Here is an 18,456-nt window from a genome sequence, read left to right as displayed (position 1 = left end):
TGAAGATAAGAGGCAGTACATAAATGAGTTTGATGAAGATACTAAGGTTGTAAAAAGGCAACCGTGGAAGAAAAAGAGAGTGTTTAGCAATCAATACAATAAAAACGGAATAAGGAGGTCTTAGTCAATGAAGATTAAGAGATTAGCAATAAAGAATTATGTAGGTGTTAAAGAGTTAGAATGGAGCCCTAAAGCAGGTGTTAACGTACTTAAAGGAGTAAAAGCAAGCGGTAAAACAAGTATCTTGGAAGCTATTGAAACAGCCTTCACAAACCTTAAGCGTAGAAGTGAAGTTGTAAGGCATGGTGAGGATGAAGCTACTCTTTATGTAGAAACAGACGAAGGTTTAGAGATTGATAGACGTATTAGAACTGAAAAAAGCGACTATATGAAGCTTAGGCAAGAGGGTAAAGCAATCAATTCTACAGAATCAGAGCTTAGAAAGCTTATTTCAGGTGATATTTTTAGACCTCTTGACTTTGTAAACATGAGCATTAAGGAACAGACGGCCATTATTTTAAATATGATTGAAATTGATTGGTCCGTGGATGACATTATTCAGTGGTTCGGTGATGAACCGGATGGTATTAACTTTGACAAGCATATCTTGCAGGTACTTAAGGATATTGAAGTTAAGTATTACAAGGAACGTGAGGAAGTAAATAGACAGATCATGACCTTAAAGGTGCAATGTGAGAGCATTAAAAAAGAACTCCCAGGTAATTATGACGGTGAAGAGTGGAGAGAAAAGAACATTCAAGAGTATTACAACAAGATTAGTGAAGCTCAAAGTATCAATAACCTAATTGATAAAGCCAAGGCTTTGCAAGAAGGAATTGAAAATAAGATAGCTGCCATTAATGCAGATGCAGATAGCCAGAAGTCTAGAATTAACTTGAAATACAAAGAAGAAGAAGCTGATCTTAAAGATGTTATTGATTTAGCTAAGAAGAAGATTGTAGATGCATCGAATTACATAGCCAGTGCTGAGCAAAGAAAAGAGAATGAAAGATTTAAATTAGATGAAGCTAAAAAGCAAGAGATAGCTGATATTGAAGAAAAATATAATGCTATGTTCAATCAAATTTCTAGCGAAGTGGATGCAGAAGTAGAAGAAAAGAAATCACTAATTGAAATCCAAAATAATAAGATTTCAGTTAATGAGTCTAAGATTGAAGGCCTTTCAGATAAGAAAGAAATTGAAATTAAGGCAGTTGATGAACAAACAGTGCAAAGAATTGAAACTGAAAAGACAAGGGTTGGTAATGCAGCTGAGTATCTTGCTGAAAATACAGTAATTGATATTGAACCATTGCAGGAAGAGGCTGATAAAGTGGCTGAAATGCAAAGCTATCTTAGAGAATGGGACAGGCTACAAGATATTATTAATGGCAGTTTAAGAGAGAAACAAGAGTATAGTGATAGCCTTACTCAAAAGATTAAGGTTGCTAGAGAAAAGCCTTCTGATTTACTTAAAACTCATGCCTTACCAATTGAAGGAATTAGTGTTGATGAAAAAGGAAACATCAGAATTGGTGGCACTCTATTAGATGGTTTAAGTGATGGTGAAAAGCTAGAGGTTGCTTTCAAGGTGGCATTACAACGCATGGGAGAACTACGAGTAATGTGTATAGATGGATTTGAAAAGCTTAATGAATCGGAGCAAGAAAAAGTAACTAAGATTTGTGAAGAAAATGATATTCAAGCATTTGTAACAGTTGTTGCAGAAAAAGAATTGGAGGTTATGTAATTATGTCAGATAAAAAAGAATTAGTTTTAAAAGAAACCCATAGCAGGTTAAACCAGCTATTAGCTACAAAGATGGAGGCAATGCCAAAGGATTTTAATCAAACTAGATTTCTTCAAAATTGTATGACTGTTTTACAGGATACAAAAGGCATTGAAAATTGCCATCCGGTAAGCATTGCTAGAACATTGCTAAAAGGTGCATTTCTTGGTTTGGATTTTTTTCAAAGAGAGTGCTATGCAATTCCTTATGGTGGTGAGCTGCAATTCCAAACAGATTACAAAGGCGAAACCAAGATGGCTAAGAAGTATAGCATTAGGGACATTAAGGATATTTACGCTAAGGTAGTCAGAAAAGGGGATGAATTTAAAGAGGAAATTGTTGCAGGTCAACAAGTAGTAGACTTTAAACCTCTACCATTTAATGATGCTGAGATTATCGGGGCTTTTGCAGTAGTTCTTTATCAAGATGGTGGAATGGAATATGAGACTATGAGCACAAAGCAAATAGAAGGTATTAGAGATAATTTTAGCAAAATGAAAAATGGTTTAATGTGGACAAAGACACCAGAGGAAGCTTATAAGAAAACAGTTTTAAGAAGGCTTACAAAGAAAATTGAAAAAGATTTTGCTAGTATTGATCAGGCAAAAGCGTATGAAGAATCCAGTGATATGCAATTCAAGCAAGATGAACAAAAACAAGATGCTAAAGATCCTTTTGCAGATGCAGTAGATGTTGAATTTACAGAAGAAACAGAAGGACAAGTAAGACTTGATGGTGAAGCTGATGGAGCTAAATAGAAAAAATTACTTTAGTAAAGAAGCCGAATCTGCATTCATGGGTAGTAGCAGCTTTAAAGCGTGGGATATTCTCCACGCTGGAGGCTGTGAAGCTAGAGAATTAGCCAAGCATAATGGGGAGTGGCAAGAAAAAGAGAATGATGCATATTTGCTTGGTAGCTATGTTCATGCTTGGAATGAAGGAAACTTGAAGGAATTTATTATTGAGCACCCTGAAATGTTTAAGAAAGATGGCTCAATTTACGCTAAATTTGCACTAGGAGACGTTATGATTAATACCCTTAAGAATGATGCACTGGTAGAAAGATTTCGTGATGGAGCTGAAAAGGAACGTATTTTTACAGGTAAAATCAGTGGTATTCCTTTCAAAATTCAAATAGATATTCTTAATATCGAAAAAGGTTACTTTGCTGATATTAAGACAACAAAGAACCTGTCAGAGACTTACTATAATGAGCATACAAAGCGCAGAGAAACCTTTATTGATAAGTATGACTATTACACACAAATAGCCATATACGCTGAAATACTACGTCAAAATCTAGGAATGACTACATACTTAGAACCTTATTTGCTCGTAGTAGATAAGCAAGAGGTTCCAGATCATGCAATTATTGATGTGGGTACCAGCTTTATTGAAGAAAAGTTAGAAGAAATTAAAGGCAGATTACCACGTATCATGGCTGTAAGGAATCTAGTTGAAGAACCTATTGGATGTGGTAAATGTGATTATTGCAGAAGCAAAAAGAAAGCTAAAATAATCACTTTAAATCAATATGCTGAATCACTTGGATTATAGATAGTATTGGGGCCAATACAAGGCCCCTTGAAAGGAGGTTAAGGTATTGGCAAGGCCTAAGAAAATTGGTATTGATTATTTCCCACTTGACGTAACAGCCGGGATTGATGATGAAATTGAATTGCTTGAGGCAAAGTTTGGCCTTGTAGGATTTGCTATTTTCATCAAATTACTACAAGCAATTTATAAAAATGGTTACTACAGTAATTGGACAGAAAAAGAGCAATTATTATTTGTAAAGCGGGTTAATGTAGAGGGAACATTAGTAAATGATGTAATAAATACATGCTTGCAATGGAAATTGTTTAATAGCAATTTATTTGAACAGTATCAAATATTAACTTCACATGGTATACAACAAAGATTTTTATTAGCAGTTGGAAGAAGAGTGAGTGTAGAACTTGATGAAAAATACATTCTTTTGAGTGAAAAAGAGATTTCAGAAACAAAAACTATAGTTAATGTTACGAAAACTACAGTTAATGCATGCAAAAATACACAAAGTAAAGTAAAGGAAAGTAAAGTAAAGGAAAGTAGAGTAAATAATAAAGATATTAGTCGTTTCACTCCACCTACACTAGAAGAAATTAAAAGTTATTGTAAAGAAAGAAATAACACTATAGATGCTGAAATATTTATAGACTTTTATTCTTCTAAAGGTTGGATGATAGGTAAAAATAAAATGAAAGATTGGAAGGCAGCAATTAGAACGTGGGAAAGGAAGTCTGATAATGGAAGCTATACAGGAAGTGCTCCAAAGAATACAAGTAATGTCGAATACGAAAGCGAAATCGACAGAGCATTACGAGTTTATGGAAGAACAACAGCAGACCTCAAGCTTGAAGATGAAAAACTCCCCTTCTAATTGTCCTAAATGTAAAGGTATGGGATGGATATTAGATGTAGGAACAAATACAGCAAGTAAATGTGTATGTTATGAAGAAATGGTACAAAGCAATAGATTGAAGTTTGCAATGATACCAGATGAATTTAAAAACTTAACTGTAAATAGTTTTGATACTTCTATCTATTCAAATAATCAAAAAGAAATAGCAATAAGGGCCAAAAGAATAGTAGGTGGATACATAAATAATTTTGAGGAAATGCAACAACAAGGAAAGGGACTATTCTTTTTTAGCAAGTCAAGAGGAAGTGGTAAGACAAGGCTTGCAGTAAGTACAGGTAATGCATTAATAATGCATAAGAGTCAAAGAGTGAGGTTTATTACAACATTAGATCTATTAAGCAAAATAAAAGAAACTTATAGCAATAGTGATGAATATACAGAACAATCATTACTTAATGAGTTTTATGAGATACCAGTATTGATATTAGATGATATTGGAACTGAGAATGTATCACCATGGGTTACAGAAATATTCTTTAAACTACTAGATACTAGAATGACATATCGAAGAATCACAATTATAACTTCTAACCTAAGCATTGAAGATCTCAAGCATGATGAACGTATTAAAAGCAGGCTTAGGAGAATGACAATAACAATAGATATGCCAAATGAGGATATAAGAAGAAAGTTGGGGACAGAAGAAAATAACGATTTAATCAATAGACTGATTGGAGGATTATGATATGGCAATAAGATTTACAGTACCAGGAGAACCAAAAGGTAAGGCGAGGCCACGTATTTATAGTCAAGGTGGAAAGAGCCATGCTATGACTCCGCAGGATACGCTGAGTTACGAAAGTTTAGTTAAATGGGTATTTACTAACACCATGGAGGCAAGAAAGCTACAAGGAGAGATTGAGGCTAAGATAGTGGCAATGTACCCAATACCTAAGTCTATGACTAAGAAGAATAGGCAATTGATTGATGAAGGTAAACTCCATCCAACCAAGAAGCCTGATCTAGATAATGTAGCCAAGATTATTTTAGATAGCTTAAATAAGGTGGCTTTTGATGATGATAGTCAAGTTACTAGATTAATAGTTGAAAAGCATTTTAGTGATAATCCACGAGTCGAAGTAACACTAACTGAACGTTTTGAAAAAAAGTAGAGTATGTAGAAGTATTAGATGAATTTGGAGAGCGGCAGCTAATGTTTAAAGGATGGTGAAAAACATGGATGAACAGCAAGTACAAGACTTAATGAAGTGGGCTGAAGAAGTGGCTAATAAATGCATATATAGTGTGCCTTACATACTTGCATTGCACGGAAAGAAAAATAATGAGCTTAAGGATTGTGAAAAAGCAAAGGTAGTAGTAGCAAATGAGTTAATAAACGGTAAGTAGATAAAAGTTGATTTTTAATAAGGAGGAATATAGATGGCTGTTAAATTACCAGTTAGTTCTTTTAAGAAAATGATTGATAGTTGTAAAAGAGTTACAGCTAAAAATGATGCAAGACCTGATTTAAGGAATATCAACATAGATGTAACAGGCAATAAGCTTAGAATATGGGCGCTAGATGGTTATAGAATCGAGATTAATGAAATGTTCGTACAGGATGAAGATAATTTTAAAGCAAGTTTTGAAAGCATTTATGTACCTACAAATGAACAAGAAGTTCAAATAAGTATAGTAGATGAGCAACTAGAAATAACATATATACCTAGTGGGCTAAGAATGTATATTCCACAAGACAATAAAGACAAAGTATTTAATATTGATGGATTTATTGAAGGGCAAAAAGAGAAAGACTTTAAGATATCATTTAAAAAACAGTTTCTAGAAGATGCATTAAAAAAGCAGGTAAAAATGATAAGTTGACATTTGGATTTAACCCTAAGAGTAATTTAGAAGCAGTACATATAACGTATACAGATAGAGAGATAAACATGGAATCATATGTACTACCAGTTAGAAGTTGTTAAAACAAAGTGTTTTTTGTTGAAAGGGGATAAACATGAAAGTAAGAATGATGGTATGGAATAGACCAGGATTCACAGCAGGCAAGATTTATAAGGTAGAAGGTAAGACAAGAAATACTTATCTTCTAAGAAACAATAAAGGCTATTTACATAGTGTTAAAGCGGATGATTGTAAGCAAGTAGGCTTCTTAGAAGGTTTATTCTGATGAAAGGGTGATAAGAATGAGTGCAAGGCCAAGAGGTACAGATACAGCTAGAGTAATCCAAGTTATAGAAACAACTTCTTTAAGAGGTACTGGAGATAACGAAAGTGATAAATGTAGGATTGTAAGGCAATATTGGAGTATGCAAGGGGAATTATTAGCAGAGGATGATCCATGCAAAGATAATAAGAACAAATAACTTTTTGTTTAAGTAAAAAAGATAGGAGGAAAGAGGTCGTGGCCACGTAAATCCTTAAGGAACCTCCTATAAAAAATATGAAAAGAAATATTATTTTAAGCTTATTTGATTTAACAGGTAATTGGTCAAGACCATATAGAGAAAATGGATTTGAGGTTATTCAAGTAGAGTTGCAAATGGGTATAGATATTCTTGATTGGAAGTACCAACTCATACCCAAAGAAAGAGTGTATGGTATTTTAGCAGCTTGTCCCTGTACAGATTTCTCGTTAAGTGGAGCAAGGCATTTCGCTAGAAAAGATGCAGATGGGACTACAGAAAAAAGCATTGAATTAGTGAAGAAAACAATTGAGATAGTAGAATACTTTAAGCCTAAGTTTTGGGTTATAGAAAACCCAATGAGTAGGATACACAAACTTAACCCAGAGCTAGGAGAGGTTAAATTCAAATTCAATCCATGTGATTTTGCAGGATATTTAGAAGGCGAAGAACAAGATGAAAATAGATACAATAAAATGACATGGCTTTGGGGTGAGTTTAATACACCAGCAACTAAAAGAATTGAACCATTTTTTAAAGAATCTCCGATGTGGACAAGAACCAGTGCTACAGGCAAGAAATTTAGAAATGCAAATGACAGATCAGCTACTCCTATGGGTTTTGCCTGGGCATTTTATGAAGCAAATCATTAATATTACAAATTAATCTTTTGGGAGGATAAAGCATGATTGATTATAAGAAGTTAACGGATGATCTAGTTAAGGCAAGAGAAGCTGCAGAAAAGGCAGTAACTGGTGAAGATGGTGGGACAGCTAACCTAGACAGTCTTACATTGAAGCTTAAAGGATATAGAGAAGTTAAAGTTATAGAAGCGGTAAAGGCGGCAGGATTATATACAAGAGGTAAGAGAGAGTGGATTGGAACTAGATACTTTATAGGACCACCAGTAGGAGCACAGGGAAATGATAGGGTTAGGCAAGTAGAAGCAATGTATAAAGTTATGGAAGACTTAGGGTACGACGTACTTATGTTCTGCCAGATGGATTAAAATTGACTTTTGTTTAGGTTGGAAGGAGAGAAATTATGGATATTTACAAGAATGAAGAGAAGAAATGTGAGTGTTGGAAGTGTGAGCTTCAAGATACTTGCCCTTATAAGGACAAATATCAGAGACTTACAAGAACATCAAAAGGGGCATTAGGTCTTTGTAAAAAATTGAAATAAGGTGATCATTTGAAAATATATGAGGGAATGGAACTAAAGTTCAAAATACCTGGACATATATGCGAAGGTAAAATTGAAAAGTTCTGGTTTAGGGAATCTCTTTACCCAGGCGAAAATGAAAAAGAAAGATGGCTAATAATTAAAGGTAAAAGAGAAGATGGACGTGGATGTGGATTACTAATACAGGATAAGAATTTAAAAGAGTACATAGCTAAACAAGATACAACAAATGTATTAGTAGATAGAGTTAAATTTGAACAGTTAAGCATTTTTTAGAAGGTGTATCAATGAAGGGAAAGATAGAAGGACAAGTAAGCTTAAATACCTTATATAGGACACAATGTTTACTAGATAAGATTAAACCATGCAACATCTATAACGCTGGTAAAGTGGCTATAAACTGTGGAGAAGATTGTAAGTTTGGATGTTGCAATAATTGTGAACAAAAAGGAATGTGTGGAGCAGCATGTAATAACCGAATAAGGTAAAACAAAATGAATATTGGTGCTAGATATTTCTAACACCAATATATGTAGCTATTCTTTTTCTCGTATGATAATTAAAGCATAATGAGTGCTACCAACAACTTGGTATTGAATTTCTACATCATCATTATGATGTCCAAGTAATTCTTGCTTAATTTTTTTAGGTAAATCAGCAAACCTTTCAGAAGCATGTGCAGATTTTATTTCTTTGATTTTACCAGCCATATATTCACCTCCTAAGGTTAATTATATGGTTTTGTATGCGAGAAAAAGGTAGAAAATAGTCATATATAAAATAAGAATTTGGTGAGGTGAGAAAATAAATGAAGTATCTATTAAAAACAGAAAAAGATAAGCCTTCATTTAATTATTTAGTGAAGCAGATAGATAGCTTTGATTATTATTTATTTAGTAGTTTTAATGATGCCTTGGAGAAATTAAGAAGCCTATCATTTATAGGAACTGGTGCATGGCTGTATGAGCCGTACTTCATTAATTCTAATCGAGAGTGGAAAACACAAAATACATTCACGGCTTATGATGGAGTCGTTAAATACGATAAGTATGCTGAAATAGGTCTACATCTTAAGTTTCATATAGATGCAGGTGAATGGTTGAATAGTGATGTTAACTTAGCATATTGCTAACTAATAAAATCCAAAATTGAAAAGGTGGTGATATAAGTTGGCAAAAACAGAAGTTACTAAGAAACTTGAAGATGCCATATATAGGGAAACTAGAAAACAAGGGACTTTTGGTTGCTTTGAAGTTACGATAGGGTGGTTTGGAAATGAGAGAGTAGATTATATGACATACAACACTAAAGGAGAATGGCGGTGTTATGAAGTTAAATGTAGTATATCAGACTTTCATAGTAAGGCCAAAAAGACGTTCTTAGGACATTATAACTACTATGTAATAACAAGAGAGTTATATGAAAAGGTCATAGATGAAATACCAGGGCATATAGGAGTTTATGTGTACGGTACATTAGTTAAAAGACCAAAGAAGCAGGAGCTAGGTATAGAGGAACAGATACTTAAGAATAGTTTTATTAGATCATTATACAGGGATGTAGAAAAGCTATACGATAGCGGAGACGAAAACCTAGTAGGTAGATTAAGAAGTGATGCAGAAAAGGCTGATCGTGAAACTAGAAAGGAGAGAAATAAACATATAAAACTACAAAACTTCTTATACTTAAAATTCGGAAGAAAGTGGAAAGAAGAAATAGGTTTTGAAGATTAATAAAATCAGAGTTTGGGAGGGTAGATAGTGAAAGTATATATAGAAGAAAGATGCAAAGAAATAGCTAAGTATATCATTAAAACTAGATGCACTTGCAAAGATTGTGCTAGGAAGTTTGGGATAAGTGAAACAACCGTACATCAAGATATGAGAAAAAGGCTACCTAAAATTGATAATAAACTATATTTGCAAGTAAGTAACATATTAGATTTAAATAAAGCAGAGGCATTTCTGAGAGGTGGATTAGCCACAAAAGAAAAGTATGAAATAAATAAAATATAAGTTTTGTGGAGGTAACAATAGTGAGAAAGGAAATGTGTAAAGATTGCTTATGTAATTCATGTATGGGGAATGCAGAAGATTATGCAGATGGAATGTGCAGAGAGTGTGAGCAATGCGAAATAGAGGAAAGAGATAATGGATTATGTAGTTGTGAATACTACGAAAGTGACAATGATCCTAGTAGTTTAATGTAATAAAATCTGATTTTTGGGAGCGTGAGAATATTGAAATACAGATTTTTAAAATGGGTTGATAGGGTACTACATAGACAAGTAGAAAGATGTGTAGTGTGTGGCAGAAAACTAACAGTAGAAGAAGCTTATTATTATGATTGCAGATGTGAGAAATGCGAAGAAAAGATAGCAAATGATTTACTTATGAAATAAATACATAGGGTGCTGGCTTAGTCTAGCACCTTCTATATAGGAGGGAATCATGAGAGAGATTAAGTTTAGAGGATATAACAAGGAATTTGATGGAGATCAATTTGTATATGGTGAAACAATATTGTTCCAGGAATATAAGCAACAATGGGTAATGCTAATAGAAAATGAACTAGGTGAACAATGGGTTGACATTAAAGAACCACAACAGTACACAGGCCTAGAGGACAAGAACGGTAAGGAAATTTATGAGGGCGACATAGTTAAAGTAAAAGATAATTATATACCTGGAGAAGTTAATATTGATATAAATGGTGAAGTTAAATTTAAAGACGCTAGTTTTTGTATTTCAGGTAGTGGAATTACTAGATATAGATGGTGTGATTATGAGATTGAAGTAATCGGTAATATCTATGAAAATCTAGACTTATTAGATTAAACAAATTCGACTTTTAGACTAGTGGTAAACATCTTGGGGACGTTAACTATAACTAGTTAGGAGATTTAAAATGAGTAGAATTTTATACACGAAAGAGCGGTGGGAATTAGTACTAGATATTAACAAACGTTTAATGCAGCAGTATTTAAGAAATTGTAAGGCAGACAAGAAAAGTGAGGGGACAATAAGAGAATATGGATATGATCTTAGATTTTTTCTTTGTTGGAATCTGCTGTTTAACGAGAATATGAGCGTACTTGATTTTAAGAAACGTCATTTTGAAGAGTTTAAGTATTTTATGGCCGAAGAAAGAAAAGTAAGTAATGCTCGTATAAATCATCTATTATGTGCAATTCGTACCATGATGGGGTACGCAGAAGATGATGACGACGAGTATGAGGAATACTTCAGAAATCCGGCATCACGCATAAAAGGCTTAGAAAAAGAACCAGTAAGACCAGTTGCTTTTCTAAGCCAGGAGCAAATAGACCTACTAAGAAACTATTTGCTAGAACATAAAATGTACCAACATCTATGTCTACTCGACATTTTATATGACTCAGGCGCGCGTGTCAATGAAGTATTACAGGTTACTGATTCAGATACTACTAGCAAAGGATACTTAAAAGTGAAATGTAAGGGCGGAAGATATGAATACATATTGCTACATGAGCGTTCCAAAGAGAGCATACAGCTACACCTTAGTACTAAAAAAGAAGGGGCGTTTTGGCAGAGTAAATATGGTCCAGCAGAAACTACTAGCACGCTAAGAGGATGGGTTAATGATTTATATAAAATTCTAAAAGGATTAGATCCTAGCACACCATGTTTTACACCTCACTCATTCAGACATTCAGTAATAGAAAATCTAGGCAATGGAACACACTATTTATGTGAGAAGCTTGGTAGAGCTTTTACCATAGAAGAGATACAAATTATTGTTCATCATAAAAGTGTGGATATGACTAAGTCATACATGAAGCCTAAAGATAATGAACTGATTTTCGGACTGTTTGGAATCAAAATTGCATAGTTTAGTGAGTTTATGTATGCAATAACCCTCACTACTTAGGGTTTATGTATGCAATAACTCTTACTCAATACGATTTACGAGGATTTATGTACTACAGAAATCCCCAAAGTAAAGTAGAGTAAAGTAAAGTAGAGTAAAGTAAAGTAGAGTAAAGAAAAGAAGAAATAAAATAAAGCAAAACTGTGTTGTTGTCAAGAGCTTTTTTGAAAAGATTGGAGGACAAAATATGGACATTAAAAAACGTCTTTATAGATATTCAGATTTGAAATTAGAACACGAGCAACTCAAAGAACGCATAGACAGTTTAAGAGAACAACTTACTAGTATTCGTTCACAGACATTTGATGATGTTGTAGCTTGTAGTGGCAGTAGTGACAAAATAGGTGATATGATTTCAACTTTAAGCAACTTAGAAACATTATATATACGTAAATCGAATGAACTCATGAAAGAGATTATTTTCATAGAGAGATTAATAAATCAGTTAGAATCAAGAGATAGGATATTAATGAGAAAGAAATATATAGAGTGCAAAACATGGGAGACAGTATGCGTTGAAATGAATTACTCATACAGAGGAATACAGAAAATACATAGTAAGATACTACAAAGTTTAAGAAATAGTGCATAGAAGTGCACATAGGAATGTGGTATTATGATATTAGGTTTCAAGTCGAACGTCCCAGTAAGATTTGAATTAAATTAAAGAATTACATTACAACGAAAAGAGTGTGCTTGGTACATGTGGTGTGTGCAGGCATACTCTTTTTGTTTTTGAAAGGAGTGTGGCAATATTGCCTCGTATTAGAGACCCTAACAGAGATAAATCATTTGAAATATATAAAGATAACAATGGTAATATTGATTTGGTTGAGATTGCAAGTCAACTAAATGTGCCACCTGGAACAATCAGAGGATGGAAGGCTAAGGATTGTTGGGAACAAAAACTCAATGGAACGCTCCAAAAAGAACGGAACGTTCCAAAAGGGAAAAGCCCTCCGAAGAGTAAGCAAAATAAAAAACCTTTAGATGGGGTTGAGCAGATTATAAATAATCCTGACTTAACTGATAAGCAGCGGCTTTTTTGTTTATATCAAATAAAATATTTTAACGCAACTAAGGCTTATCAAAAGGCATACGGTTGTGATTATATAACTGCTAATGTGAATGGTTCAAGATTGCTAGCAAAAGCTAGTATACAGGAGGAAATTAAAAGGCTTAAGCAAGCTAAGCTTAATCAAGCCACATTAGAGCCAGGAGACATATTCCAAAAGTATATGGATATAGCATTCTCAGACGTTACAGATTACCTTGCGTTTGGAAGAAAAGAAATAGTAGTTGATACTGATGAGGATGGAAACGAAGTCACAGCAGAAATCAATTATGTTGATTTCAAAGATAGCAATCAAGTTGATGGAACGCTAATAAGCGAGGTTAAGCAAGGGAAAGATGGAGTTAGTATAAAGCTTGCTGATCGTATGAAGGCATTACAATGGATAGCTGACCATATGGACTTAGCTACAGAAGAACAAAGAGCTAAGATAGCACTGCTTAAAGCTAAAGTAACATCAGATGATGAAGAGGAATGGCAAGAAGATGATGGATTCATTGACGCTCTCAAAGGTCAGGTGAATGACATATGGGAAGACTAAAAAAAGCTGTATTCAAGTTCAAGCCTTTTTCAAAAAAGCAACTCAAGGTATTAACTTGGTGGCTACCTAATTCACCAGTTGGTGAAATGGATGGCATTATTGCAGATGGAGCTATTCGTTCAGGCAAGACTCTTTGCATGTCATTAAGCTATGTAATTTGGGCAATGGAATCATTTGATGGTCAGAACTTCGGTATGTGTGGTAAGACAATCGGCTCATTTAGACGTAATGTGCTGTTCTGGCTTAAATTAATGCTTAAATCAAGGGGATATCGGGTAGTAGATCATAGAGCTGACAACTTAGTTATTGTTAGCCGTGGCAATGTCACAAACTATTTTTATATATTTGGTGGTAAAGATGAACGGTCTCAAGACTTGATACAAGGTATCACGTTGGCAGGCTGTTTTTTTGATGAAGTAGCACTTATGCCAGAATCATTTGTTAACCAAGCAACAGGACGTTGTTCAGTAGATGGCTCAAAGTTCTGGTTTAACTGTAATCCAGATGGACCTTACCATTGGTTTAAGGTTAATTGGATTGATAAACAGGTTGAAAAGAATTTGCTATACCTCCACTTTACTATGGATGATAACCTAAGCCTTACAGAGAAGATTAAACAGCGTTATAGGTCAATGTATAGTGGTGTGTTCTACGACCGCTATATAAAAGGCTTATGGGCTGTGGCAGAGGGCATTATTTATGATATGTTCCATAAAGAGAAGCATATCGTTGATGTGCAGGAGTTAATTGCAAACGGACTTACTTTCTTAGGTGAGAAGTATGTCAGCATTGATTACGGTACCCAAAACCCTACTGTATTTTTACTTTGGGAGCTGGCTAGTGATAAGAATTGGTATTGCACTAGAGAATATCACTACTCAGGACGCTCAGAAGCTTCACAGAAAACAGATAGTGAGTATGTAGAGGACCTAACTGAATGGCTAGGAGATACGCAAGTAAGATTTGTTATAGTTGACCCTTCAGCAGCTAGTTTTATAGCGGAGCTACTCAAACATAAATTCAAGGTTAAGAAGGCTAACAACTCAGTTTTAGATGGCATTAGGCTAGTAGCAACATTACTTACTGAGGGGAAAATATTCTTCGATATTTCATGTATAGAAACACATAAAGAGTTTGGATCCTACGTGTGGGATGAAAAGGCAGCTAAAAGAGGAGAAGATAAGCCGATTAAAGAAAACGACCACTGCATGGATAGTTGTCGTTATTTTTGTTATACGATACTTAGACGAATGTCTGGTATTAGCGTATTAAAACCAAAAGAGAGGAGGTAGACAATGCCAGCTATAGAGTTAGAACAGTTTAAGAAGATTTTAGAACGCTATAAAAATGGGTATGATAAGTACATTGAACAATGCGAAGTTGCTAGAAGATACTATGCTCATGAGAATGATATCTTAAAAGATTCAGCTCCAGCTAATAGAAACAAGTACAAAGAAGATAATCCTTTAAGAGCTGCTGACAATCGAATCCCTCATGATTATCATGCTCAGCTTGTGAACCAAAAAGCATCTTATTTGTTTTCATATCCTCCTATGTTTGACGTAGGTAAGAAAGAGCTTAATGAGAAAATTAAGGAGATGCTAGGAGATAATTACGAGAAGTATTGCAATGTACTCTGTGTAGATGCTTCTAATTATCGTAATGCATGGCTACACGTTTGGAAGGATAGTGATAGTAACGAATTTAGGTATGCACCTGTTAATCCTATTCAAGTAATTCCTATTTACTCGAGTGGATTGATTAAGGACTTAGCTGCTGTTATTCGTGTTTACTCAGAATACTTTGATGAAGGTGAAGCATACTTCACCAGTAACTATTACACGGTATATGAGTATTGGGATAACGAGGGATGTACTACATTTCGCAAGAAACAGAATGCTATTAGCTTAGATGATATTGAAACTATTAATCGGTTCGTTTCAACTAATATTGATACTGGGGAGAGCACAGAGAGTAATTACTATCAGCATGATTTTGGAGAGGTACCATTTATAGAATTTCCTAACAACAATATCAAAGACAGTGACCTCACAAAGATTAAGCCATTTATTGATGTTATGGACAATATTCTTTCAGGATATGTAAATGACCTAGATGATATTCAGCAAATCATTTGGGTGCTTACTAATTTTGGTGGGGAAGATCTAGACGAGTTCAGAAGTGATCTTAAGAAGTATAAGGCCGTAAAGACGCAATCTATAGGAGATGATGATAAAAGTGGCATTCAAACCATAGCTATTGATATTCCAGTAGAAGCTAGGAATAAACTTTTAGAAGTTTGTAGAAAACAAATCTATGAACAAGGCCAAGGATTAGACCCTCATCCTGAAGGTGGTTTCGGTAATAGATCAGGTGAAGCACTTAAATTTATGTATGCACCATTGGAACTTAAGGCTGGACTTATGGAGATTGAATTTAGACAAGGGTTTAATAAGTTAATCAGACTAATAGCTAGGAGTATTGGCCATAATGAGTATTTCCCAATTATTCAAACATGGACTAGAAATGCTATTAAAAACGATAAGGAAACAGCTGAGATTGCTCAAGTTAGTTTAGATATAATCTCTAATAAAACCATATTAAAAAATCATCCTTGGGTTGAAGATGTAGAAGAGGAACTTAAGCAAATAAAGTTAGAAGAGCAGGAGTTATCCCAAAAGAATGATGACTTCAAAGATGCATTTAAGAGCCCTAAAGGTGTTGATGTAAATGAAGAATAGACAATATTGGAAAGAACGCTTTGAAATCCTACAAGAATCTCAAATGGCCAAGGGTGAAGAGTATTACAGAGAGCTAGATAAGCAATATCGAAAAGCCATGAATGAAATAGAGTCACAAATGGCCAGATGGTATGGTAGGATAGCTGAAAATAATGAAATCAATATGTCTCAAGCTAGAAAATGGCTAAAGGGTAAAGAACTTGAAGAGTTTAAGTGGACCGTTGAAGAATACATGCAGCACGGTAAACAGAATGCTATTAATCCAATTTGGTTAAAAGAATTAGAGAATGCTTCTGCTAGAGCTCATATATCTAGATTAGAAGCATTAAAGATACAACTTCAACAAACAGTAGAATCCTTATATCAGGGTCAAAATATAGGCATGACAGATGCATTAAGGAGCATATATGAAGATGGGTATTATCATTCAGCTTTTGAAATACAAAGAGGTTTAAATGTCGGATGGGCTATCCCAGCTTTAGACTCAGCCCGAGTTACCCAAATACTTTCTAAACCTTGGACAGCTGATGGTTCAAACTTTAGTGATAGAATTTGGAAAGCTAAAGGAGATTTAGTTAATACACTTCATACGGAGCTTACTCAAAGTATTATCATGGGTAGAGCACCTGATAAAGCTATAAAGCGAATAGCAGAGAAGTTTAATACAAGCAGAACAAGAGCTGGCAGGTTAGTAATGACTGAATCAGCTTTTTTTGCATCAGCTAGTCAGCGAGACTGCTTTAATGATCTTGATGTAGAAAAATATGAAATACTAGCAACATTAGATAATAAGACATCTGAAATATGCCAAGAGTTAGATGGTAAAGTATTTAAGATGAGCGAGTATGAGCCAGGATTAACAGCACCACCGTTTCATTGTTGGTGTAGAACAACTACCATTCCACACTTTGATGATAACTTTGGAGAACGTATTGCTAGAGGCGAGTCAGGAAGACAATACTATGTTTTTGATGATATGACCTATAGTGACTGGAAGAAAGAATATGTAAAAAACAATGTTTTAAATTCTCGAAATAGTGGTATAATGAATAATATAAATTGGTTGAGATCCGAATTTCCTACAACTAAAAAGTTTGAAAAGCATCTTGAAAAGCATCTTGATAATTATCCAGGACTTACACCGGAACAGTATTTACAACGAGCACAAGAACTATTGTCAGCAGAGCTATCTGATAATATTGAAGGATTCATAGATAAAGATGGATTTTTATTTAAATATGATAAAATAAATAATGATTTTGCTATAGGCAGGCCAGATGGGAAAATATCCACTCTATTTAAGCCAGAAGATGGAAATGAATATTGGAAAGGAGAGCGTGTAAAATATGAGCCTAAAAACTAAATGCGCATGTTGCGGGGAAGAAGTTGATAAGTTTGATATTTGTGAGGCTTGTGGTTGGCAGGATGATGGATTACAAAATGATAATCCAGATTATAAAGGTGGAGCCAATAAAAAGAGTTTAAATGAGGCAAAAGAAATTTATAAGAATGGGAAAGCAGTTGAATAAACGGCACTTACTTAGATTAATGAGTAGGTGCTATTTTTATGCACGAAATCGAGGTGAAAGTATGAAGTTTTTGGGTACGGATTATTCAGCAAAGTACATTAGATTTGAATTGGATGGAAAAGAATATGACATACATTTTAGGGATACCTTTATTAAAGGGACTCATGATATAAGTGTATGGGGTGAAAAAGGAAAAACAAATGCAAGAATTATAAGTGCCTATCCACATTTAGGTAAAAGAATTCTGGATATGGCACTTATAGCACGTATTGAATTAGAGGAGATTATAAAACGTCAGCTATTACATAACCGATAGTTCTAGCTTTGATGGTAATATAATTTGCGTTTTCTAATTCTTTTAAAGCTTTTGTTTCTAAGTCTTTGATAATAGAATCAGTTGAATAATTATATTGACCTCTAATTTTTAGAGCCTCATAAATTTGTTCAGCAAGTTCCGACATGTAAACACCACCTTTCATTATATATTTCAGCTTTGTCAAGCTAGTAAATAGATTATAGTACAAAAAAGTTGATTAATATGTCGAAATTACGCAAGGAGAAACATGAGCGAAGCAGTCTTAACATACCAATGTGGTAAACAGGTTAAAGAAGTGGGATTAGTAAGTAATGATGACATAGAATTACTTAATGAATTAGAAGATGATTTAAGTAGATTTATCAAGCTACAGTTGATTGACGGTAAAAGTATCATCATACCAAAAGATGTAATTATATCAATTACTTATAGAAATTAAGCACTAGTAAATCTTAAGTGAAAAGCGTCTCTTAGAAAGGAGGGCGGTGAGTAACTTCTACTAGTGCTTTTATATTGTCTTTTTATGGGAGCAGACGTAAAAGAA

32 protein-coding genes are annotated in these 18,456 nt (G+C 34.2%); 30 read left to right on the top strand and 2 right to left on the bottom strand.

Going from position 1 to position 18,456, the window contains the following annotated elements:
- Window positions 1-127: 127 nt before the first annotated feature.
- The 15 genes from CLOLE_RS13955 to CLOLE_RS13900 all read left to right on the top strand — a co-directional run bounded on the left by CLOLE_RS13955 (window position 128) and on the right by CLOLE_RS13900 (window position 8,292).
- The gene (locus CLOLE_RS13955) at window positions 128-1,750 is read left to right on the top strand and encodes an AAA family ATPase (RefSeq protein WP_013657769.1); all 1,623 of its coding nucleotides are present in this window, start codon (window positions 128-130) and stop codon (window positions 1,748-1,750) included.
- Between the two features lie 2 nt (window positions 1,751-1,752).
- Window positions 1,753-2,547, top strand: coding sequence for a recombinase RecT (locus tag CLOLE_RS13950; RefSeq protein WP_013655830.1), 795 nt, complete (start codon window positions 1,753-1,755; stop codon window positions 2,545-2,547).
- Complete coding sequence (locus CLOLE_RS13945) at window positions 2,534-3,346, top strand: PD-(D/E)XK nuclease-like domain-containing protein (RefSeq protein ID WP_050794665.1); 813 nt, start codon at window positions 2,534-2,536, stop codon at window positions 3,344-3,346. The genes CLOLE_RS13950 and CLOLE_RS13945 overlap by 14 nt, the downstream gene beginning before the upstream one ends.
- 46 nt (window positions 3,347-3,392) lie before the next feature.
- Window positions 3,393-4,211, top strand: a complete 819-nt coding sequence (locus CLOLE_RS21955; RefSeq protein WP_013655832.1) for a DUF4373 domain-containing protein — start codon at window positions 3,393-3,395, stop codon at window positions 4,209-4,211.
- On the top strand, window positions 4,117-4,938 hold the full coding sequence (locus tag CLOLE_RS13935) for an ATP-binding protein (RefSeq protein ID WP_162145064.1): 822 nt from the start codon (window positions 4,117-4,119) through the stop codon (window positions 4,936-4,938). Before CLOLE_RS21955 ends, CLOLE_RS13935 begins: the two co-directional genes overlap by 95 nt.
- A 1-nt stretch (window position 4,939) precedes the next feature.
- On the top strand, window positions 4,940-5,365 hold the full coding sequence (locus CLOLE_RS13930) for a RusA family crossover junction endodeoxyribonuclease (RefSeq protein WP_013657768.1): 426 nt from the start codon (window positions 4,940-4,942) through the stop codon (window positions 5,363-5,365).
- 64 nt (window positions 5,366-5,429) lie between these two features.
- A complete protein-coding gene (locus tag CLOLE_RS23075; protein ID WP_013655835.1) occupies window positions 5,430-5,600 on the top strand; it encodes a hypothetical protein in 171 nt (56 codons plus the stop codon).
- 33 nt (window positions 5,601-5,633) lie between these two features.
- Window positions 5,634-6,077 (top strand): DNA polymerase III subunit beta family protein, encoded by a 444-nt coding sequence (locus CLOLE_RS13925; protein ID WP_013657767.1) that lies wholly within the window; start codon window positions 5,634-5,636, stop codon window positions 6,075-6,077.
- Between the two features lie 136 nt (window positions 6,078-6,213).
- Window positions 6,214-6,384: a hypothetical protein gene (locus CLOLE_RS23070; RefSeq protein WP_013656860.1), complete on the top strand. Its 171-nt coding sequence runs from the start codon at window positions 6,214-6,216 to the stop codon at window positions 6,382-6,384.
- A gap of 16 nt (window positions 6,385-6,400) precedes the next feature.
- A complete protein-coding gene (locus CLOLE_RS13920; protein ID WP_013656861.1) occupies window positions 6,401-6,580 on the top strand; it encodes a hypothetical protein in 180 nt (59 codons plus the stop codon).
- A gap of 77 nt (window positions 6,581-6,657) precedes the next feature.
- A complete protein-coding gene (locus tag CLOLE_RS21950; RefSeq protein ID WP_013657766.1) occupies window positions 6,658-7,272 on the top strand; it encodes a DNA cytosine methyltransferase in 615 nt (204 codons plus the stop codon).
- 32 nt (window positions 7,273-7,304) lie between these two features.
- On the top strand, window positions 7,305-7,628 hold the full coding sequence (locus tag CLOLE_RS13910; protein ID WP_013657765.1) for a hypothetical protein: 324 nt from the start codon (window positions 7,305-7,307) through the stop codon (window positions 7,626-7,628).
- A gap of 35 nt (window positions 7,629-7,663) precedes the next feature.
- Window positions 7,664-7,804, top strand: a complete 141-nt coding sequence (locus tag CLOLE_RS23065; RefSeq protein WP_013656442.1) for a hypothetical protein — start codon at window positions 7,664-7,666, stop codon at window positions 7,802-7,804.
- Between the two features lie 27 nt (window positions 7,805-7,831).
- A complete protein-coding gene (locus tag CLOLE_RS13905) occupies window positions 7,832-8,080 on the top strand; it encodes a hypothetical protein (RefSeq protein ID WP_157864044.1) in 249 nt (82 codons plus the stop codon).
- A gap of 11 nt (window positions 8,081-8,091) precedes the next feature.
- A complete protein-coding gene (locus CLOLE_RS13900; RefSeq protein WP_013656444.1) occupies window positions 8,092-8,292 on the top strand; it encodes a hypothetical protein in 201 nt (66 codons plus the stop codon).
- Between the two features lie 48 nt (window positions 8,293-8,340).
- On the opposite strand, the gene CLOLE_RS23060 is transcribed toward CLOLE_RS13900, so the two are convergent.
- Window positions 8,341-8,514, bottom strand: coding sequence for a hypothetical protein (locus CLOLE_RS23060; RefSeq protein WP_013657764.1), 174 nt, complete (start codon window positions 8,512-8,514; stop codon window positions 8,341-8,343).
- A gap of 98 nt (window positions 8,515-8,612) precedes the next feature.
- Here CLOLE_RS23060 and CLOLE_RS13895 point away from each other — a divergent pair, with 98 nt between their 5' ends.
- The 14 genes from CLOLE_RS13895 (at window position 8,613) to CLOLE_RS13840 (ending at window position 17,912) form a co-directional block, all read left to right on the top strand.
- Entirely contained in the window at window positions 8,613-8,936 is a 324-nt protein-coding gene (locus CLOLE_RS13895) for a hypothetical protein (RefSeq protein ID WP_013657763.1), read from the top strand.
- Window positions 8,937-8,973: 37 nt separating this feature from the next.
- Window positions 8,974-9,537 (top strand): hypothetical protein, encoded by a 564-nt coding sequence (locus tag CLOLE_RS13890; RefSeq protein WP_013657762.1) that lies wholly within the window; start codon window positions 8,974-8,976, stop codon window positions 9,535-9,537.
- A gap of 27 nt (window positions 9,538-9,564) precedes the next feature.
- On the top strand, window positions 9,565-9,819 hold the full coding sequence (locus tag CLOLE_RS13885) for a sporulation transcriptional regulator SpoIIID (protein ID WP_013657761.1): 255 nt from the start codon (window positions 9,565-9,567) through the stop codon (window positions 9,817-9,819).
- Between the two features lie 20 nt (window positions 9,820-9,839).
- The gene (locus tag CLOLE_RS23055; RefSeq protein WP_013657760.1) at window positions 9,840-10,013 is read left to right on the top strand and encodes a hypothetical protein; all 174 of its coding nucleotides are present in this window, start codon (window positions 9,840-9,842) and stop codon (window positions 10,011-10,013) included.
- 30 nt (window positions 10,014-10,043) lie between these two features.
- A complete protein-coding gene (locus CLOLE_RS23050; RefSeq protein ID WP_157864036.1) occupies window positions 10,044-10,205 on the top strand; it encodes a hypothetical protein in 162 nt (53 codons plus the stop codon).
- A 49-nt stretch (window positions 10,206-10,254) separates the two neighbouring features.
- On the top strand, window positions 10,255-10,641 hold the full coding sequence (locus tag CLOLE_RS13880; RefSeq protein ID WP_013655844.1) for a YopX family protein: 387 nt from the start codon (window positions 10,255-10,257) through the stop codon (window positions 10,639-10,641).
- Between the two features lie 70 nt (window positions 10,642-10,711).
- The gene (locus CLOLE_RS13875; protein ID WP_013657759.1) at window positions 10,712-11,674 is read left to right on the top strand and encodes a tyrosine-type recombinase/integrase; all 963 of its coding nucleotides are present in this window, start codon (window positions 10,712-10,714) and stop codon (window positions 11,672-11,674) included.
- A 226-nt stretch (window positions 11,675-11,900) separates the two neighbouring features.
- On the top strand, window positions 11,901-12,305 hold the full coding sequence (locus tag CLOLE_RS13870; protein ID WP_013657758.1) for a hypothetical protein: 405 nt from the start codon (window positions 11,901-11,903) through the stop codon (window positions 12,303-12,305).
- A 163-nt stretch (window positions 12,306-12,468) separates the two neighbouring features.
- A complete protein-coding gene (locus CLOLE_RS13865) occupies window positions 12,469-13,326 on the top strand; it encodes a terminase small subunit (protein WP_013657757.1) in 858 nt (285 codons plus the stop codon).
- The gene (locus tag CLOLE_RS13860) at window positions 13,314-14,618 is read left to right on the top strand and encodes a PBSX family phage terminase large subunit (RefSeq protein WP_013657756.1); all 1,305 of its coding nucleotides are present in this window, start codon (window positions 13,314-13,316) and stop codon (window positions 14,616-14,618) included. The genes CLOLE_RS13865 and CLOLE_RS13860 overlap by 13 nt, the downstream gene beginning before the upstream one ends.
- A gap of 3 nt (window positions 14,619-14,621) precedes the next feature.
- Window positions 14,622-16,067, top strand: coding sequence for a phage portal protein (locus CLOLE_RS13855; protein ID WP_013657755.1), 1,446 nt, complete (start codon window positions 14,622-14,624; stop codon window positions 16,065-16,067).
- Window positions 16,057-17,430, top strand: a complete 1,374-nt coding sequence (locus CLOLE_RS13850; protein ID WP_013657754.1) for a minor capsid protein — start codon at window positions 16,057-16,059, stop codon at window positions 17,428-17,430. Before CLOLE_RS13855 ends, CLOLE_RS13850 begins: the two co-directional genes overlap by 11 nt.
- On the top strand, window positions 17,414-17,596 hold the full coding sequence (locus CLOLE_RS13845; RefSeq protein ID WP_013657753.1) for a CPCC family cysteine-rich protein: 183 nt from the start codon (window positions 17,414-17,416) through the stop codon (window positions 17,594-17,596). Before CLOLE_RS13850 ends, CLOLE_RS13845 begins: the two co-directional genes overlap by 17 nt.
- A gap of 19 nt (window positions 17,597-17,615) precedes the next feature.
- A complete protein-coding gene (locus tag CLOLE_RS13840) occupies window positions 17,616-17,912 on the top strand; it encodes a hypothetical protein (protein ID WP_162145082.1) in 297 nt (98 codons plus the stop codon).
- On the opposite strand, the gene CLOLE_RS23045 is transcribed toward CLOLE_RS13840, so the two are convergent.
- Window positions 17,881-18,057 carry a hypothetical protein gene (locus tag CLOLE_RS23045; protein WP_013657751.1) on the bottom strand — a complete coding sequence of 59 codons (177 nt, stop codon included), beginning with the start codon at window positions 18,055-18,057 and terminating at the stop codon, window positions 17,881-17,883. The genes CLOLE_RS13840 and CLOLE_RS23045 overlap by 32 nt on opposite strands.
- Window positions 18,058-18,159: 102 nt before the next feature.
- On the opposite strand from CLOLE_RS23045, the gene CLOLE_RS13835 reads away from it, so the two are divergent.
- A complete protein-coding gene (locus CLOLE_RS13835) occupies window positions 18,160-18,351 on the top strand; it encodes a hypothetical protein (RefSeq protein ID WP_013657750.1) in 192 nt (63 codons plus the stop codon).
- Window positions 18,352-18,456 lie beyond the last annotated feature (105 nt).

The sequence above is a fragment of the Cellulosilyticum lentocellum DSM 5427 genome, from assembly GCF_000178835.2.
Classification (GTDB): Bacteria; Bacillota; Clostridia; order Lachnospirales; family Cellulosilyticaceae; genus Cellulosilyticum; species Cellulosilyticum lentocellum.
The sequence above is the reverse complement of the archived record's forward strand: the minus strand, read 5'-3'. Positions and strand labels throughout refer to the sequence as shown.

Coding starts and splice junctions, on each gene's coding strand:
- CLOLE_RS13845 (WP_013657753.1), top strand. CDS start 17,414: ATGAGCCTAAAAACTAAATGCGCATGTTGCGGGGAAGAAGTTGATAAG.
- CLOLE_RS13910 (WP_013657765.1), top strand. CDS start 7,305: ATGATTGATTATAAGAAGTTAACGGATGATCTAGTTAAGGCAAGAGAA.
- CLOLE_RS13935 (WP_162145064.1), top strand. CDS start 4,117: ATGTCGAATACGAAAGCGAAATCGACAGAGCATTACGAGTTTATGGAA.
- CLOLE_RS13945 (WP_050794665.1), top strand. CDS start 2,534: ATGGAGCTAAATAGAAAAAATTACTTTAGTAAAGAAGCCGAATCTGCA.
- CLOLE_RS13895 (WP_013657763.1), top strand. CDS start 8,613: ATGAAGTATCTATTAAAAACAGAAAAAGATAAGCCTTCATTTAATTAT.
- CLOLE_RS13835 (WP_013657750.1), top strand. CDS start 18,160: ATGAGCGAAGCAGTCTTAACATACCAATGTGGTAAACAGGTTAAAGAA.
- CLOLE_RS23075 (WP_013655835.1), top strand. CDS start 5,430: ATGGATGAACAGCAAGTACAAGACTTAATGAAGTGGGCTGAAGAAGTG.
- CLOLE_RS13905 (WP_157864044.1), top strand. CDS start 7,832: ATGGAACTAAAGTTCAAAATACCTGGACATATATGCGAAGGTAAAATT.
- CLOLE_RS13870 (WP_013657758.1), top strand. CDS start 11,901: ATGGACATTAAAAAACGTCTTTATAGATATTCAGATTTGAAATTAGAA.
- CLOLE_RS13875 (WP_013657759.1), top strand. CDS start 10,712: ATGAGTAGAATTTTATACACGAAAGAGCGGTGGGAATTAGTACTAGAT.
- CLOLE_RS13925 (WP_013657767.1), top strand. CDS start 5,634: ATGGCTGTTAAATTACCAGTTAGTTCTTTTAAGAAAATGATTGATAGT.
- CLOLE_RS13955 (WP_013657769.1), top strand. CDS start 128: ATGAAGATTAAGAGATTAGCAATAAAGAATTATGTAGGTGTTAAAGAG.
- CLOLE_RS13880 (WP_013655844.1), top strand. CDS start 10,255: ATGAGAGAGATTAAGTTTAGAGGATATAACAAGGAATTTGATGGAGAT.
- CLOLE_RS13850 (WP_013657754.1), top strand. CDS start 16,057: ATGAAGAATAGACAATATTGGAAAGAACGCTTTGAAATCCTACAAGAA.
- CLOLE_RS13920 (WP_013656861.1), top strand. CDS start 6,401: ATGAGTGCAAGGCCAAGAGGTACAGATACAGCTAGAGTAATCCAAGTT.
- CLOLE_RS23070 (WP_013656860.1), top strand. CDS start 6,214: ATGAAAGTAAGAATGATGGTATGGAATAGACCAGGATTCACAGCAGGC.
- CLOLE_RS23060 (WP_013657764.1), bottom strand. CDS start 8,514: ATGGCTGGTAAAATCAAAGAAATAAAATCTGCACATGCTTCTGAAAGG.
- CLOLE_RS13900 (WP_013656444.1), top strand. CDS start 8,092: ATGAAGGGAAAGATAGAAGGACAAGTAAGCTTAAATACCTTATATAGG.
- CLOLE_RS13840 (WP_162145082.1), top strand. CDS start 17,616: ATGAGTAGGTGCTATTTTTATGCACGAAATCGAGGTGAAAGTATGAAG.
- CLOLE_RS13930 (WP_013657768.1), top strand. CDS start 4,940: ATGGCAATAAGATTTACAGTACCAGGAGAACCAAAAGGTAAGGCGAGG.
- CLOLE_RS21950 (WP_013657766.1), top strand. CDS start 6,658: ATGAAAAGAAATATTATTTTAAGCTTATTTGATTTAACAGGTAATTGG.
- CLOLE_RS13855 (WP_013657755.1), top strand. CDS start 14,622: ATGCCAGCTATAGAGTTAGAACAGTTTAAGAAGATTTTAGAACGCTAT.
- CLOLE_RS23045 (WP_013657751.1), bottom strand. CDS start 18,057: ATGTCGGAACTTGCTGAACAAATTTATGAGGCTCTAAAAATTAGAGGT.
- CLOLE_RS13950 (WP_013655830.1), top strand. CDS start 1,753: ATGTCAGATAAAAAAGAATTAGTTTTAAAAGAAACCCATAGCAGGTTA.
- CLOLE_RS13860 (WP_013657756.1), top strand. CDS start 13,314: ATGGGAAGACTAAAAAAAGCTGTATTCAAGTTCAAGCCTTTTTCAAAA.
- CLOLE_RS23065 (WP_013656442.1), top strand. CDS start 7,664: ATGGATATTTACAAGAATGAAGAGAAGAAATGTGAGTGTTGGAAGTGT.